The following is a 15,622-nucleotide window of genomic DNA, read 5'->3' as shown; positions in this document are numbered from 1 at the left end:
GGTGCAAACCGGTCTGACACGACCAGGACGGGACATGAACCACGACAGGACACCTTCCGGCAGTTCTCCCGACGTCGTCTCCACGCACTCGGTGTGCGGCGCGCCCTGCTGGGTGAGCCTGACCAGCCGGGACCTCCAGGCCACGGAGGAGTTCTACCGGGCGGTGCTGGGCTGGGAGTGGCGTCCGGCCAGACTCGGCGACCACTTCCGCATCGCGCTCGCGGAGGGTGCCCCGGTCGCGGGGATCGGCGCGGTGGCCGCGATGTGGCAGATGGCGGTCGCCTGGACGCCGTACTTCGCCGTGCCCAGCGCCGACCAGGCTGTCGCGCGGGTGCAGGAACGCGGCGGTACGGCCGCGGTCGGCCCGATCTCCTTCCCGCCGGGGCGCGCGGCGCTGCTGGCCGACCGGGACGGCGCGACCTTCGGGATCTGGGAGGGTGACCTCTTCACGGACTGGGAGACCTGGCGCAAGGCCGCGCCGGCCTTCATCCGGCTGCACACACGCGACGCCTTCGACGCCGCGATCTTCTACGGCGAGGTCCTGGACTGGGCCTCACGGCGGCCCGGCTGCTGCGAGGTCCGCTACGAGGGCGACGAGGTGGTGCTGCGCAGCCACGGCGAGGTCGTGGCACGCATCGAGTCCGGCGCGCTGGAGGCGGCGCCGGACCCCACGATCCGCCCGCACTGGCAGATCCACTTCCGCGTGGCCGACGTGGCCGCCTGCGCCCGCGCCGCCGAGGTCCACGGCGGCAGCGTCCTGCGCGAGGGCCCCGACGAGGCCGTACTCCGCGACCGGGACGGCGCCCAGTTCACGGTGACGTCCCGCCGCGAAGCCTGAACGGCGGCCCATCCCACCACCGGCCACAGGCCGACGCCCGCTCTGCGCCCCACGCCACCGGCATCACACCGACAACGACCCCGCACAAGGCCCCCGCCAAAGCCCTGCCCCGCGACCAGGACGGCGCCCAATCCACCGTGACATCCCGCCGCACGGCCTGAACGGCGGCCCATCCCACCACCGGCCACAGGCCGACGCCCGCTCTGCGCCCCACGCCACCGGCATCACACCGACAACCACCCCGCACAAGGCCCCCGCCAAAGCCCTGCCCCGCGACCAGGACGGCGCCCAATCCACCGTGACATCCCGCCGCACGGCCTGAACGGCAGCCCATCCCACCACCGGCCACAGGCCGCGGGCCGACGCAAGCATCGAAGCGGTGCCGCGCGGTCAGGCGCATCGGAGTAGCCGACTGGCATCGCGGCACGCACAGCGCCGAAGCCCGCCGCGCGCTACCCGAAGCGCGGGCGTAGGCCGCAGATCCCGGTGCGGGTCGGCGGGGGGCGTGTCGGGGCGGTCGGACGGAGGTTCCGGCCCGGGGCCGAGATCCCGTGCGCGGCACGGGTCGGAGGACGTGCGGGTGCTCCGGAACCCGTCGCTCCGCCCCGGCACGGCGACAGGCCCCGGCCGCCACCAGGTTCGGCACACGGGACGGAAGGCCCCGGCCCCGCTCACCGGCACCCCCGCACGCCCGGCTGTGGTCAGTGGGGAGTTTTCGGCGGCCGGGACAGGAGGATCAGGCTGCGGGGGTCGGCGCGGAGGGTGCCGCCCGGTTTGTGCTCGGCCTCGTCCGGGGGGCCCAGGGGTTCGGCGGTGTCGAGGAGGGTGGTCCAGCGGTCGCCGTAGGCACGGCCGGGCAGACGGAAGTCGACCGGTTCCCAGTAGCCGTTCAACAGCAGGAGGAAGGAGTCGTCCACCAAGGGACGGCCCTGCCGGTCGGGTTCGGCGATGGCGTCGCCGTTGAGGAAGACCGTGACGGAGTGCGCGTCGGAGCGCTGCCAGTCCTCTTCCGCCATCGCGCGGCCGTCCGGCAGCAGCCACACCAGGTCGGGCAGGGGCTGGTCGTTGCGGGTCGCGGTCTTCCCCTGGAAGAAGCGGCGCCGGCGCAGCACGGGGTGGGCGCTGCGCAGGCCGATCAGGTATCGCGTGAAGTCCGCGAGTTCCCGCTCCTCGCGGGTCAGCCGCCAGTCGATCCAGGAGACCTCGTTGTCCTGGCAGTAGGCGTTGTTGTTGCCACCCTGGGTACGCCCCAGTTCGTCGCCGTGGCACAGCATCGGGATGCCCTGCGAAAGCAGCAGTGTGGCAAGGAAGTTGCGCTGCTGGCGGGCCCTCAGTTCCAGAACGGCCGGGTCGTCGCTGTCCCCCTCCGCCCCGCAGTTCCATGACCTGTTGGCGCTCTCGCCGTCCCGGTTTCCCTCACCGTTGGCCTCGTTGTGCTTGTCGTTGTACGACACCAGGTCGAGCAGCGTGAACCCGTCGTGCGCGGTCACGAAGTTGACGCTGGCGCGCGGCCTGCGCCGGTTGTGGGCGTACAGGTCGGCGGATCCGGTCAGCCGGGAGGCGAACTCGCCGAGCGTGTGCTCCTCGCCGCGCCAGAAGTCCCGTACCGCGTCCCGGTACAGGCCGTTCCACTCCGACCACAGCGGCGGGAAGTTGCCCACCTGGTAGCCGCCCTCGCCGAGGTCCCACGGCTCCGCGATCAGCTTCACACGGCTGATCACCGGGTCCTGCTGGATCAGGTCGAAGAACGCCGACAGCCGGTCCACCTCGTGGAACTGCCGGGCCAGCGTGGCCGCGAGGTCGAAACGGAAGCCGTCGACGTGCATCTCGGTGACCCAGTACCGCAGCGAGTCCATGATCAGCTGCAACACGTAGGGGTGGCGCATCAGCAGGCTGTTGCCGGTGCCCGTGGTGTCGTAGTAATGCGCCCAGTCGCCGTCGACCAGGCGGTAGTACGAGGCGTTGTCGATGCCCCGGAAAGACAGCGTGGGGCCCTTCTCGTTGCCCTCGGCGGTGTGGTTGTAGACCACGTCGAGGATCACCTCGAGCCCGGCCGCGTGCAGCGCCTTGACCATCGACTTGAACTCGGCGACCTGCTGCCCGCGCATACCGCCGGCGGCGTAGCCGTTGTGAGGTGCGAAGAAGCCGATGGTGTTGTAGCCCCAGTAGTTGGAAAGGCCCCGGCCCTGGAGCACGCCGTCGTGCACGAACTGGTGGACCGGCATCAGCTCGATCGCCGTCACACCCAGCGAGGTCAGGTGCTCGATCACCGCCGGGTGCGCCAACCCCGCGTAGGTGCCTCGCAGTTCGGGCGGCACTTCGGGATGCGTGCGGGTCAGGCCGCGTACGTGCGCCTCGTAGATCACAGTGTCGGAGTACGCCCGCCGCGGTGGACGGTCGTCGCCCCAGTCGAAGGCCGGTTCGGTCACCACACCCAGCATGGTGTGCCCGGCGCTGTCGGCCGGATCCGGGCCGTGCGCGGCCCGCTCGTACAGCGAGGGGTGGTTGTCGATCTGCCCGTCCACCGCCGTGGCATAGGGGTCGAGGAGCAGTTTCCTCGGGTTGCACCGGTGGCCGGCGGACGGGTGCCACGGCCCGTGCACCCGGTATCCGTAGCGCTGCCCCGGCCCGACACCGGGCAGGTAGCCGTGCCACACGAAGCCGTCGGCCTCGGTCAGCGGCACGTCGCGATGGGCGCCGGCGTCGTCCACCAGAACCAGGTCGACGCGCTCGGCCACCTCGCTGAACAGGGCGAAGTTGGTGCCCTTCCCGTCGTACGCCGCCCCCAGCGGGTAGGGGTACCCGCTCCACACGGGTACCCCTTTCCGTCGTCTTCGCCCGGTCATGGAGCCGCTTCCAGCACGGCCTGCGGCTCGCTGAGCGGAGCGGCCAGTGCCATGACCGGCATCTCGCGCGGCGTCTTCAGACCCTCGCGCAGGGCCGGGTCCGGGGCCGTCGGGACCAGCGGGACGCGCACCCCGGCGCGGGCCCGCTGCGAGAACCAGATGATCTTGCTGCCGGTCCGGGCGGCACAGCAGCCCCAGCCGTCGCTGGTCGCCGCGATACGGGCCAGGCAGCCGCGCAGGTCCTGGTCGGGGCGCAGGTCGTGGTTGTTCTCCCCGACGGCGGTGATCAGGTGCTGGCCGGTCCACCACATCTCGATGGAGGTGCGCTTGTCGGTGGCGTGCTCGTCGATGGCCTTCAGCAGCATCTCGGCACCCCCGCACACGGGGTCGACGAGGTCCTCCAGGTCCCAGAAACGCAGGTGCGCGGCCAGGATGCGCCTGACCTGCCCGACCCGTTCCGGGCTGACTTCCACGTCGAGGTGGTAGTAACAGGGCACTGCGGTCTTCATCGTCGTTGGCTCCTCACCGGCGAGGCCCACGCTCCGCTCCCGCAGGTGCGAGGAGCCCCGAAATCACGAAACGTGAGCATGTGTTGCCTCTGCGTCAGATCCAATGTGCGCGCGCTACGCCATTCGTGCAACAGGAGCAGGTCAGCACGCTTGTTGAAGATCCAACAGGACGCTGTGTCGTTGAACGTGCACCATGAGTGAAGTCTCGAGCGCCGTAAACGGGACCGCTGCCCACGCGTGCGCGGTCGCCGCCCCGGCTGTCGGGGAAACGAGCCCATCGAGCGCATCCGAAAGGTGAACGGCGCCATGCTGCTACCCGCCAAAGCCGAAGTCGCCCGGCATCTGCGCCGCTACCGGGCGTGGGAACGCGCGATGCTCGCGTCGCCCGACGACCGCCGGGTGCGGTCCACCTTCGAGGACTCGGGCTACACCCTGTGCGTACTGATGGGGAAACGCTGCGCGCGGGAGGCCGCGGACGCCGCCGAGCGCTATCTGTGCACCAGCCTCGGCACCTACCTGCGGGAGCAGAGCGGCCGGCCGCACCGGAGCTCCGTCCCCCGCCGGGGCCCGCCGAAGGCGGTCCAGAGACGTTCCTGCGCCGGGAGGTAGGTTCCGCCCGGCACGACCCGATTCCCCGGCCGGGCGCGAGCCCGGCCTTGAGCACGGTGGAGGTGACACCCATGAGTTCGACCCCGAGCCAGGCCGCCGGTACGGCCTCGACTACGGCCCCGGTGATCGGCCGCATCCCGGTGCGGGACGTCCGTCCGGCCGTGGAGGGCGGCAGGCGAGCGGCCAAGGCGGTCGAGGGAGAAACGTTCCCTGTCACCGCCACCGTGTTCCGCGAGGGCCACGACGCGGTGGCCGCGAACGTGGTGCTGACGGATCCCGAGGGCCGGCCCGGCCCGTGGACGCCGATGCGCGAGCTGGCGCCCGGCACCGACCGCTGGGGCGCCGAGGTCACTCCAGGTGCGGCCGGCCGCTGGACGTACCACGTGGAGGCCTGGGCGGATCCGGTCGTCACCTGGCGCCGCGTCGCCTCCGTCAAGGTTCCGGCCGGCATCGACGCCGGGCTGGTGCTGGAGGAGGGGGCCGCTCTGCACACCCGGGCGGCGGCCGGAGCGCCGCAGGGGCCGGAGCGGGACACCGTGCTCGCGGCGGCGGCGGCGCTCGAGGACGACTCGCTGCCGGTGATGACCCGGCTGGCGGCGGCGTTGACGCCGGAGGTGGACGCGGTCCTCGCCCGGCATCCGCTGCGGGACCTGGTCACCGCCTCCGCACCGCTCGACCTGCTCGTCGAGCGGGAACGCGCGCTGTACGGGGCCTGGTACGAGTTCTTCCCCCGCTCCGAGGGCACCCCCGAGCAGCCGCACGGCACCTTCCGCACCGCCGCCCGCCGCCTGCCCGCGATCGCCGCCATGGGCTTCGACGTCGTCTACCTGCCCCCCGTCCACCCCATCGGCACCACCTTCCGCAAAGGCCGCAACAACTCCCTGGACGCCGGCCCCGACGACGTCGGCGTGCCCTGGGCCATCGGCTCCCCCGAGGGCGGCCACGACAGCGTCCACCCCGCCCTGGGCACGATCCACGACTTCGACCACTTCGTGACCCGCGCCCGCGAACTGAACCTGGAGATCGCACTGGACTTCGCCCTCCAGTGCTCCCCGGACCACCCCTGGGTGCACAAACACCCCCAGTGGTTCCACCACCGCCCCGACGGCACCATCGCCTACGCCGAGAACCCGCCCAAGAAGTACCAGGACATCTACCCCATCGCCTTCGACGCCGACATGGACGGCCTGATCGACGAGACCCTGCGCGTACTGCGGCACTGGATGGACCACGGAGTACGGATCTTCCGCGTCGACAACCCGCACACCAAACCCGTCGTCTTCTGGGAACGCGTGATCGCCGGCATCAACGCCACCGACCCCGACGTGATCTTCCTGGCCGAGGCGTTCACCCGCCCCGCGATGATGCACACCCTGGCCCAGACCGGCTTCCAGCAGTCCTACACCTACTTCACCTGGCGCAACACCAAACAGGAACTCACCGAGTACCTGACCGAGCTGTCCGGCGAGGCGGCGGCCTGGATGCGGCCGAACCTCTTCACCAACACCCCCGACATCCTGCACGCCTACCTCCAGCACGGCGGCCGCCCCGCCTTCGAGGTCCGCGCCGTCCTGGCCGCCACCCTCGCCCCCTCCTGGGGCATCTACAGCGGCTACGAACTGTGCGAGAACACCCCGCTCAAACCGGGCAGCGAGGAATACCTCGACTCGGAGAAGTACCAGCTCAAACCCCGCGACTGGACAGCCGCCGCACGCGAGGGCCGCACCATCGCCCCCCTCATCACCAGGCTCAACGACATCCGCCGCCGCCACCCCGCGCTGCACCGCCTGCGCAATCTGCGCTTCCACGCGACCGACAACGATGCCGTCATCGCCTACAGCAAGAGCGAGGGACCGGACACGGTCGTCGTGGTCGCCAACCTCGACCCCCACCACACCCAGGAGGCCACGGTCTCGTTGGACATGCCGCAACTCGGCCTGGACTGGCACGAGTCGGTGCCGGTGCGCGACGAGCTCACCGGTGAGACCCACCACTGGGGCAGGGCCAACTACGTACGTCTGGTACCAGGCGAACGACCCGCGCACGTGCTCCACGTCCAGCGATCGTCCACCTCTCCCGAGATCGGAAGGCCCCCAGCGCCATGACTGTCAACGAGCCCGTCCCCGACATCTTCGAGGACGCCCCGGCCAGGGACCGGGACCCGGAGTGGTTCAAGCGTGCCGTGTTCTACGAGGTCCTCGTCCGCTCCTTCCAGGACAGCAACGGCGACGGCGTCGGCGACCTGAAGGGCCTGACCGCCAAGCTCGACTATCTCCAGTGGCTCGGCGTCGACTGCCTGTGGCTGCCGCCGTTCTTCAAGTCCCCGCTGAGGGACGGCGGCTACGACGTGTCCGACTACGCCGCCGTGCTCCCGGAGTTCGGCGACCTGGCCGACTTCGTGGAGTTCGTCGACGCCGCCCACCAGCGCGGCATGCGCGTGATCATCGACTTCGTCATGAACCACACCAGCGACCAGCACCCGTGGTTCCAGGACTCCCGCAAGGACCCCGACGGCCCCTACGGCGACTACTACGTGTGGGCCGACGACGACAGGGGCTATCCGGACGCCCGCATCATCTTCGTCGACACCGAGACCTCGAACTGGACCTTCGACCCGGTCCGCGGCCAGTACTACTTCCACCGGTTCTTCTCCCACCAGCCGGACCTCAACTACGAGAGCCCCGCGGTGCAGGAGGAGATCCTGGCCGCCCTGCGCTTCTGGCTGGACCTGGGCATCGACGGGTTCCGGCTGGACGCGGTGCCGTACCTCTACGCCGAAGAAGGCACCAACTGCGAGAACCTGCCCGCGACCCACGCCTTCCTCAAGCGGGTGCGGCGCGAGATCGACCGGATGTTCCCGGACACCGTGCTGCTGGCGGAGGCGAACCAGTGGCCGGAGGACGTCGTCGACTACTTCGGCGACTACGCCGCCGGCGGCGACGAGTGCCACATGGCCTTCCACTTCCCCGTCATGCCCCGCATCTTCATGGCGGTCCGCAGGGAAAGCCGCTACCCCGTCTCCGAGATCCTCGCCAAGACCCCCGCCATCCCCGCCACCTGCCAGTGGGGCATCTTCCTGCGCAACCACGACGAGCTCACCCTCGAAATGGTCACCGACGAAGAACGCGACTACATGTGGGCCGAATACGCCAAGGACCCCCGCATGCGCGCCAACATCGGCATCCGCCGCCGCCTCGCCCCCCTCCTCGACAACGACCGCAACCAGATCGAGCTCTTCACCGCCCTGCTGCTCTCCCTGCCCGGCAGCCCGATCCTCTACTACGGCGACGAGATCGGCATGGGCGACAACATCTGGCTCGGCGACCGCGACGCCGTACGCACCCCCATGCAGTGGACCCCCGACCGCAACGCCGGCTTCTCCTCCTGCGACCCCGGCCGCCTCTACCTGCCCACGATCATGGACCCCGTCTACGGCTACCAGGTCACCAACGTCGAAGCGTCGATGTCCTCCCCCTCGTCGCTGCTGCACTGGACCCGCCGCATGATCGAGATCCGCAAACAGAACCCCGCCTTCGGACTCGGCTCCTACACCGAACTCCAGTCCTCCAACCCCGCGGTCATCGCGTTCCTGCGGGAGTACAAGGACGACCTGGTCCTGTGCGTCCACAACTTCTCCCGCTTCGCCCAGCCCACCGAACTCGACCTGCGGGCCTTCCAGGAACGCCACCCGGTCGAACTCATCGGCGGAGTCCGCTTCCCGGCCATCGGTGAACTCCCCTACCTGCTGACCCTGGCGGGCCACGGCTTCTACTGGTTCCGGCTCACCGCCGACGTCGCATCCCGGACCGGCCGACGCGTGTGAGCGTGCGGCCGACGAAAGGAGGTGTGACCATGCCGAAGACCGCGTCGCTGTCGCCGAGCGCCGGGAGCCTGGCCGGGCCCATGGCCTCGCTCGGCTCACTGCTGCGCGCATGGCTGCCGCGGCAGCGCTGGTTCGCCGGCAAGGACCGGCCCGTCACCGATCTGCGTCTGCTGTCGATGACGGAGCTGTTCCCGGACTGTCTGCATCTGCTCGTCCACGCCGAGCACGCGGGCGTCCCCTCCGGTCCCGGCACGGTCCCCGCCCCCACCGGCACGCCCGCCCCGCCGCCCGCCGACTGCTACCAACTGCTGCTCGGCGTACGGCGGCAGCCGGCCCCGCGGCTGCACCGGGCGTTCATCGGCCGCCCCGAGGAGGGGCCGCTGGCCGGCCTCGCGATCTACGACGCGCTGTGCGACCCGCGTTCGGCCCAGTTGCTCCTGGAGCGGATGCGCCACCCCGGGGCCTCGGGCCCGCTGCACTTCGAGGCGGACGCGTCCGTACCGATCCCCGGTGCCCTGATGCCCAGGCTGCTGGACGCCGAGCAGTCCAACTCCTCGATCGTGTACGGGGACGAGTTCATCCTGAAGGTGTTCCGCCGCATCCAGCCGGGCGTCAACCCGGACCTGGAGGTGCCGTGGGCCCTGGCCGGGCAGGACTGCACCCGGGTGCCCGCCCCGGTGGCCTGGTTCCGCACCACGCAACCGGAGCCGGCGACGCTCGGGGTGCTCCAGCCGTTCCTGCGCGACGCGGCGGACGGCTGGACGCTGGCCCTGCGGGCGCTGGCCACCGGTGACGACTTCACCACCCAGGCGCACCAGTTGGGGCAGGCGACCGCGGAGGTCCACCTGGCGCTGGCCGGTGCCTTCCCCACCGGCGCCCACCAGGACATCGCGCGCACCGCCGCGACGATGACCGAGCATCTGGAGTCCGCCGCGCACAGCGTCCCCGCGCTGCGGCCGTACGCGACCCGGCTGCGCACCGCGTTCGCCGCGCTGGCCAGCTACGACGCCGGGCCGCCCGCCCAGCGCGTGCACGGCGATCTGCACCTCGGCCAGGTGCTGCGGGCCGGGCGCGAGTGGTTCGTCATCGACTTCGAGGGCGAGCCGTCGCGTCCGCTCGCCGAGCGCCGCATCCCCGAGTCCCCGGTGCGGGACGTGGCGGGGATGCTGCGCTCCTTCGACTACGCCGCCCGCCAGCGCCGCCCCTGGCGCCCGGAGTGGGCGCGCCGCTGCCGGGAGGCGTACTGCGCCGGCTACGCCTCCCGGGCCGGCTGGGACCCCCGTAAGAGACACGCCCTGCTGCGGGCCTACGAGACGGACCGTGCCGTGTACGAAGTGCTGTACGAGGCCCGGCACCGCCCCGACTGGCTCGCCGTACCGATGGCGGCGATCGAACGTCTCGCCGTGAGAGGAGGCTGAACCGGTGGCACTGCGCGACACGTCACTTCCCGAGCCGTCCGGCCCCGTCCTGCCCCCGGCGGTACGGACCCGGACGGCCCCGCCGCTCGATCCCGCCGACCGTGAGCGCCTGCTGTCCGGCGCCCACCACGACCCGCACGCGCTGCTCGGCGCCCATCCGGTTCCGGGCGGGATCGCCCTGCGGGTGCTGCGTCCCTTCGCCCGCGCGGTGAGCGTGGTCGTGGACGGCGAGCGCACCCCGCTCGCCTCGGAGGGCGACGCACTGTTCTCGGCCGTACTGCCCCTGGCCGCGATCCCCGACTACACCCTGGTGGTCGGCTACGAGCGGGACGAGTACGAGGTCCACGACCCCTACCGCTTCCTGCCCGCCCTCGGCGAGCTGGACCTGCACCTCGTCCGGGAGGGCCGGCACGAGCAGCTGTGGCAGGCGCTGGGCGCGGAGCCGATGACCCACCAGGGCGTGCGGGGCACCCGGTTCACGGTGTGGGCGCCGAACGCCCGGGGCGTGCGGGTGGCCGGCGACTTCAGCCACTGGGACGGAACGGCCTTCCCGATGCGCTCGCTGGGCGCGGCGGGCGTCTGGGAGCTGTTCCTGCCCGGGATCGGCGAGGGCGCGAAGTACAAGTTCGAGATCACCTCGCAGTACGGCGGCCGGTTCCTCAAGGCCGATCCGATGGCACGGCGCACCGAGGTGCCGCCCGCCACCGCGTCCGTCGTGACGGCCGCCCACCACGAGTGGGGCGACCAGGAGTGGATGGCGCACCGCGCGGACATCCCGGTGCACGAGGCGCCGTTCTCGGTGTACGAGGTCCACCTGCCGTCCTGGCGGCCGGGGCTGACGTACCGCGAACTGGCCGAACGACTGCCCGCGTACGTCAAGGACCTGGGCTTCACGCACGTGGAGCTGATGCCGGTCGCCGAGCACCCCTTCGGCCCGTCCTGGGGCTACCAGGTCACCTCCTACTACGCCCCCACCGCGCGCCTCGGCTCCCCGGACGACTTCCGCTACTTCGTCGACGCCTGCCACCGGGCCGGGATCGGCGTGATCATGGACTGGGTGCCGGCGCACTTCCCCAAGGACGACTGGGCGCTGGCCCGCTTCGACGGGGACCCGTTGTACGAGCCGGGGAACGCGCAGCGCGCCGAGCACCCCGACTGGGGGACGTACGAGTTCGACTTCGCCCGCACGGAGGTGCGCAACTTCCTGGTCGCGAACGCTGTGTACTGGTGCGAGGAGTTCCACGTCGACGGCCTGCGGGTGGACGCGGTCGCCTCCATGCTCTACCTGGACTACTCGCGCGACTCCGGCCAGTGGACGCCCAACGCGTACGGCGGCCGGGAGGACCTGGACGCGATGGCGTTCCTCCAGGAGATGAACGCCACCGTGTACCGGCGCGCCCCGGGCGTGGTGACCATCGCCGAGGAGTCGACCGCCTGGGGCGGGGTGACCGCGCCGACCGACAGCGGCGGCCTGGGCTTCGGGCTGAAGTGGAACATGGGCTGGATGCACGACTCGCTCCAGTACATGAGCAAGGAGCCGGTGCACCGCAAGTACCACCACCACGAGATGACCTTCGCGATGGTGTACGCCTACAGCGAGAACTACGTCCTGCCGATCTCGCACGACGAGGTGGTGCACGGCAAGCGCGCGCTGGTGTCGAAGATGCCCGGAGACTGGTGGCAGCGACGCGCGAACCACCGCGCGTACCTGGGCTTCATGTGGGCCCACCCGGGCAAGCAACTGCTGTTCATGGGCCAGGAGTTCGCCCAGGGAGGCGAGTTCTCCGAGCAACACGGGCCCGAGTGGTGGCTGCTCGACGAGGACTACTGCGCCGCGGGCGACCACCGCGGGGTGCGGGACCTGGTGCGCGACCTCAACACGCTCTACCGGGCCACACCGGCCCTGTGGCAGCGCGACACCCGGCCCGAGGGCTTCCGCTGGGTGGCCGTGGACGCCGCCGACGACAACGTCTACGCGTTCCTGCGCCACGACGCGGTCGGCGCCCCGCTGCTGGCGGTGTCGCACTTCTCCCCCGCGGTACGCGAGGGCTACCGCCTGGACGTGCCGGGCGGGATCACCGCGTGGCGGGAGGTCCTGAACACCGACGCCGCCCGCTACGGCGGCGGCGGCGTCGCCAACCCCGGACCGCTCGAACCGGAGGGCGGGCCGGAGGACGGGCACCTCACGCTCACGCTGCCACCGCTGGCCACTCTCTGGCTGACTCCGCACCCCGCCTGAGCGGGCGGGGGCGCGGGGAACGGGGCTACTTCCCGGTTCGGGGCCCGTGACGCGCTGACCTGGGCTACATTCGATCCGCGTCGACCACCCCACTCATCGGCGGAGTCACCTCCGTAAACCCCAGGAGCAGCGCATGCGCGACTTCGCCCTCGCTCCGTCCGCCGTCGCCCCGCTGGCCGGCGGGCTCGCCGACAGCGTCTTCGAGACCGCGGAGACCCGTCCCACCCTGCCAGTGCTCGCGCGCCGCGCCGACCCCTCCTCCCCGGTGTGGGAGGAGGTGACCGCCGTGGAGCTGCGGGACCAGGTGGTCGACCTGGCCAGGGGGCTGGTGGCCGCCAGGATCTCGCCGGGCCACCGCGTGGCGGTCATGGCCCGCACCCGGTACGAGTGGACGGTCCTCGCGTACGCGCTGTGGGCGGTCGGCGCCGAGGTCGTCCCGATCTACCCGACCTCCTCGCGCGAGCAGGTCGAGTGGATCCTGCGGGACTCCGAGTGCGTGGCCGTCGTCGTCGAGGACGAGCAGGGCGTGATGACCGTCGGCCCGGTGTGCGCGACGCTGCCCCGGCTCCAGCACGTGTGGCAGCTGGACGCGGGGGCGCTGGAGCATCTGGTGGAACGGGGAGCGGTGATACCGCCGACCACGGTGGACTCGCTGCGCCGGATCGTGCTGCCGGACGCGACCGCGGCGATCGCGTACACCTCCGGCACGACGGGCCGCGCCCTGGGCTGCGCGCTGAGCCACCGCGCGCTGGCGAGCCCCTGCGACACGCTGCTGGCCGGCTGGGGGCACACCGCCGCACCGCCGGGTGAGCAGGCGTCGGTGCTCGCCTTCCTGCCCTTCTCGCACGTGTACGGACTGATGGTCCAGGGCCTGTGCATCCGCGGCGGCGTCCTGATGGGCCACGAACCGGAGCTGGGCGAGGAGGCGCTGACGTCGGCGCTGCGCACGTTCAGGCCCACGTACTTCTACGCCGTACCCTCCGTCTTCGAGAAGATCTACAAGAACTTCCTGCACGCGGCCGGGCAGGCCGGCCGCGGCGCGCTGTTCGAGCGGGCGGCCGACACGGCCCGGGACTTCGCCGCGGCGTCGGAGCGGCAGCGGCTGGGCCAGGGTCCGGGCCCCGGGCTCGACCTGCGGCTGCAACACGCCCTGTACGAGCGGACGGTGTACCGCAAGCTGCGGACCGCGCTGGGCGGCAGGGTGCTCCGCGCCACCTCCGGCGGCTCCCCGCTGAGCCGCGAACTCACCTTGTTCTACGAGGGCATCGGCATCTACGTGCACGACGGATACGGGCTCACGGAGACCGCCGGCGGCATCACCATGCAGCCGCTGGGCCGGGAGAAGTCGGGGACCGTCGGCACGGCGCTGCCGGGCACGGCGATCGAGGTGGCGGACGACGGGGAGATCCTGGTCCAGGGGCCGTCGGTGTTCCAGGGGTACGTGGGCGACGAGGACGCGACCGGGGCCGCGCTGCGCGGCGGCTGGCTGGCCACGGGGGACATCGGGAAGCTGGACGCCGAGGGTTATCTGACGATCACCGGGCGCAAGAAGGACATCATCGTCACCAGCGGCGGCAAGAGCGTGGCCCCGGCGCCGCTGGAGCAGCGGCTGCGGATGCATCCGCTGGTCCACCAGGCGGTGGTCGTGGGCGACAACCGGCCCTGCGTGGGCGCGCTGATCACCCTGGATCCGGAGTTCCTGGCCCACTGGCGTGCGGCGCTGGCGTTGCAGGGGGACGCGCCGGGGCAGGAGGCGCGCGAGGAGAACGCGCTGCGTGAGGAGATCGAGCGGGCGGTGGCCGCCGCGAACAGCGCCGTCTCCCGGTCGGAGTCCATCCGGGTCTTCCGGGTGCTGCCCGCGCCCTTCGACGTGGCCAGCGGGCTGCTCACACCGTCGATGAAGCTGCGCAGGGACGCCATAGTGCGGCACTACGCGGTCGAGATCGACACCATGTACCAGGCGCGGAGCCGCTCCCCGCGCCGGGACACCGCGCACGACCCGATGGCGGACTGGGACGACTCCGACAACGTCTTCCGCTGACGCGGGCCGCAGGACACGGGACCCGTACGGGGCCGGCTGCCCGCTGCCCTTTCCCCTGCCGCCGACCTGCCCCGACCTGGCGCCGACCTGCTGCCGTCAGCCTCCTGTCGGCTTCGTGCTGCCCGCTCCGTACCGTCGTCCGCCCCCTGCCGGCCGCCTGCCTTCCGCTGCCTGCGACGCCCAAGCGTAGGCTCCGCGCCCCTGGGAACAAGACAGTGGACGCAAGGGAAAGAAAGGACGACAGCCCGGCCGACGGGGCCGGGCCGGAAGGCGAGATGGCATTCGAGCCGCCTGGGGACGACACGCTGGCCAGCGAGGGCATTCCGAGCCGCACCGCCCGCTTCGCGGGTGCGCTGCACCATGTCACGGGTGCGCGACTCGCCGCGGAGGAGTTCCTCGACGAGGTCGCACGGCTCTCGCTGCCGGCGGCACCCGAACACTGGGACGACATCCTGCTGGTCGTCACGGAACTCGCGGCGAACGCGGTGCAGTACGCGCCGGGGCCGTTCGAGCTGCGGATGCGGCGTACCTTCGACGGGGTGCACGTGACGCTCAGCGACACCAGCACCACACGGCCGGCCCCGCGGCCGTTCCGCCCCAGCCGGGGCGGCGGCGGCATCGGCTGGCACCTGATCCACACCCTGTGCGACCAGGTGAGCGTGGTGGTCAACGATCACGGCAAGGACGTGCACGTCTTCCTGCCCTGGTGAGCCCCGATCACCCGGAGCCCCGGCTGCGAACGGGGTCCGGGCTCGGTCGCGGTGTCGCGACCCGCCCCGCGGGCCGCGCCGGTTCAGGCGCTGGTCGCCTCGCGCGGCGGAAGCCCGTGGTAGTAGGCGGCCACGCGCGTCAGATACTCCGGGTCCCTGGTCTCGCTGTCGGTCCTGAAGGGCGGCGCCGCCTTGATCTGGCCGCGCGAACAGGCCACCGTGATCCTCCTCTCCGAGGGGTCGATCCCGGCGACCATGCCGACCGGCACCAGCATGCTCCTGCCGAACACCCACACCCCGGTGTCCACGACCAGGTGCCGCATCCCGGAGTGGCCGCCCTCCCGGTCCACGTGGCCCACGGTGCCGTCGGTGGCGACGACGGTGAAGCCGGTCAGGTCCTCTTCCTCGGTACGAGCGACCTGCGGCGGATACGACCAGATTCTGTCTATGGTCACGCTGCTCCTTCCTCCCCGGGCTGACGTGTCACGAGCCTCGGGCCGGCGGTCCCGGTCCGTCGGCTCCCACCGCACCAACTACCCTTCTCCGACCACGGCATTCGGCGCCGCGCCGTGAAGAGCGGGGGTGCGGG

At 71.6% G+C, this 15,622-nt stretch carries 11 protein-coding genes; 8 read left to right on the top strand and 3 right to left on the bottom strand.

Translation table 11 applies throughout. The features are described from left to right. Positions 1-34 precede the first annotated feature (34 nt). Positions 35-838: a VOC family protein gene (locus tag TNCT6_RS31645; protein ID WP_141364500.1), complete on the top strand. Its 804-nt coding sequence runs from the start codon at positions 35-37 to the stop codon at positions 836-838. A gap of 701 nt (positions 839-1,539) precedes the next feature. Here TNCT6_RS31645 and glgX read toward each other — a convergent pair. Beyond that, on the bottom strand, positions 1,540-3,684 hold the full coding sequence (gene glgX, locus TNCT6_RS31640; protein WP_141364498.1) for a glycogen debranching protein GlgX: 2,145 nt from the start codon (positions 3,682-3,684) through the stop codon (positions 1,540-1,542). Next, positions 3,681-4,193, bottom strand: a complete 513-nt coding sequence (locus TNCT6_RS31635; protein ID WP_141364497.1) for a pep a2 — start codon at positions 4,191-4,193, stop codon at positions 3,681-3,683. Before TNCT6_RS31635 ends, glgX begins: the two co-directional genes overlap by 4 nt. A gap of 306 nt (positions 4,194-4,499) precedes the next feature. On the opposite strand from TNCT6_RS31635, the gene TNCT6_RS31630 reads away from it, so the two are divergent. The 7 genes from TNCT6_RS31630 to TNCT6_RS31600 all read left to right on the top strand — a co-directional run bounded on the left by TNCT6_RS31630 (position 4,500) and on the right by TNCT6_RS31600 (position 15,033). Next, the gene (locus TNCT6_RS31630) at positions 4,500-4,802 is read left to right on the top strand and encodes a DUF5133 domain-containing protein (protein ID WP_141364495.1); all 303 of its coding nucleotides are present in this window, start codon (positions 4,500-4,502) and stop codon (positions 4,800-4,802) included. Positions 4,803-4,873: 71 nt separating this feature from the next. Further along, positions 4,874-6,907 carry an alpha-1,4-glucan--maltose-1-phosphate maltosyltransferase gene (locus tag TNCT6_RS31625; protein ID WP_141364493.1) on the top strand — a complete coding sequence of 678 codons (2,034 nt, stop codon included), beginning with the start codon at positions 4,874-4,876 and terminating at the stop codon, positions 6,905-6,907. Further along, positions 6,904-8,625, top strand: coding sequence for a maltose alpha-D-glucosyltransferase (gene treS / locus TNCT6_RS31620; protein WP_141364491.1), 1,722 nt, complete (start codon positions 6,904-6,906; stop codon positions 8,623-8,625). Before TNCT6_RS31625 ends, treS begins: the two co-directional genes overlap by 4 nt. Before the next feature lie 29 nt (positions 8,626-8,654). After that, positions 8,655-10,043, top strand: coding sequence for a maltokinase (locus tag TNCT6_RS31615; RefSeq protein ID WP_141364489.1), 1,389 nt, complete (start codon positions 8,655-8,657; stop codon positions 10,041-10,043). Positions 10,044-10,047: 4 nt separating this feature from the next. Further along, a complete protein-coding gene (gene glgB, locus TNCT6_RS31610; RefSeq protein ID WP_141364488.1) occupies positions 10,048-12,282 on the top strand; it encodes a 1,4-alpha-glucan branching enzyme in 2,235 nt (744 codons plus the stop codon). Between the two features lie 133 nt (positions 12,283-12,415). Continuing rightward, positions 12,416-14,323, top strand: a complete 1,908-nt coding sequence (locus tag TNCT6_RS31605) for a long-chain fatty acid--CoA ligase (RefSeq protein WP_141364486.1) — start codon at positions 12,416-12,418, stop codon at positions 14,321-14,323. Between the two features lie 275 nt (positions 14,324-14,598). Then, positions 14,599-15,033, top strand: a complete 435-nt coding sequence (locus TNCT6_RS31600; RefSeq protein WP_141364485.1) for an ATP-binding protein — start codon at positions 14,599-14,601, stop codon at positions 15,031-15,033. An 83-nt stretch (positions 15,034-15,116) separates the two neighbouring features. Here TNCT6_RS31600 and TNCT6_RS31595 read toward each other — a convergent pair whose 3' ends face one another. Beyond that, a complete protein-coding gene (locus tag TNCT6_RS31595) occupies positions 15,117-15,488 on the bottom strand; it encodes a PRC-barrel domain-containing protein (protein WP_141364483.1) in 372 nt (123 codons plus the stop codon). Positions 15,489-15,622 lie beyond the last annotated feature (134 nt).

Origin of the sequence: Streptomyces sp. 6-11-2, from assembly GCF_006540305.1 — a bacterium.
Taxonomy (GTDB): Bacteria; Actinomycetota; Actinomycetes; order Streptomycetales; family Streptomycetaceae; genus Streptomyces.
Note: the sequence above shows the minus strand (reverse complement) of the source record. Positions and strands in the feature narration are given on the sequence as shown.

What these genes read in the sequence shown, in the direction of transcription:
- treS (WP_141364491.1), top strand. Translation starts at nt 6,904, where the DNA reads ATGACTGTCAACGAGCCCGTCCCCGACATCTTCGAGGACGCCCCGGCC.
- TNCT6_RS31645 (WP_141364500.1), top strand. Translation starts at nt 35, where the DNA reads ATGAACCACGACAGGACACCTTCCGGCAGTTCTCCCGACGTCGTCTCC.
- TNCT6_RS31630 (WP_141364495.1), top strand. Translation starts at nt 4,500, where the DNA reads ATGCTGCTACCCGCCAAAGCCGAAGTCGCCCGGCATCTGCGCCGCTAC.
- TNCT6_RS31635 (WP_141364497.1), bottom strand. Translation starts at nt 4,193, where the DNA reads ATGAAGACCGCAGTGCCCTGTTACTACCACCTCGACGTGGAAGTCAGC.
- TNCT6_RS31605 (WP_141364486.1), top strand. Translation starts at nt 12,416, where the DNA reads ATGCGCGACTTCGCCCTCGCTCCGTCCGCCGTCGCCCCGCTGGCCGGC.
- glgX (WP_141364498.1), bottom strand. Translation starts at nt 3,684, where the DNA reads ATGACCGGGCGAAGACGACGGAAAGGGGTACCCGTGTGGAGCGGGTAC.
- TNCT6_RS31615 (WP_141364489.1), top strand. Translation starts at nt 8,655, where the DNA reads ATGCCGAAGACCGCGTCGCTGTCGCCGAGCGCCGGGAGCCTGGCCGGG.
- TNCT6_RS31600 (WP_141364485.1), top strand. Translation starts at nt 14,599, where the DNA reads ATGGCATTCGAGCCGCCTGGGGACGACACGCTGGCCAGCGAGGGCATT.
- TNCT6_RS31625 (WP_141364493.1), top strand. Translation starts at nt 4,874, where the DNA reads ATGAGTTCGACCCCGAGCCAGGCCGCCGGTACGGCCTCGACTACGGCC.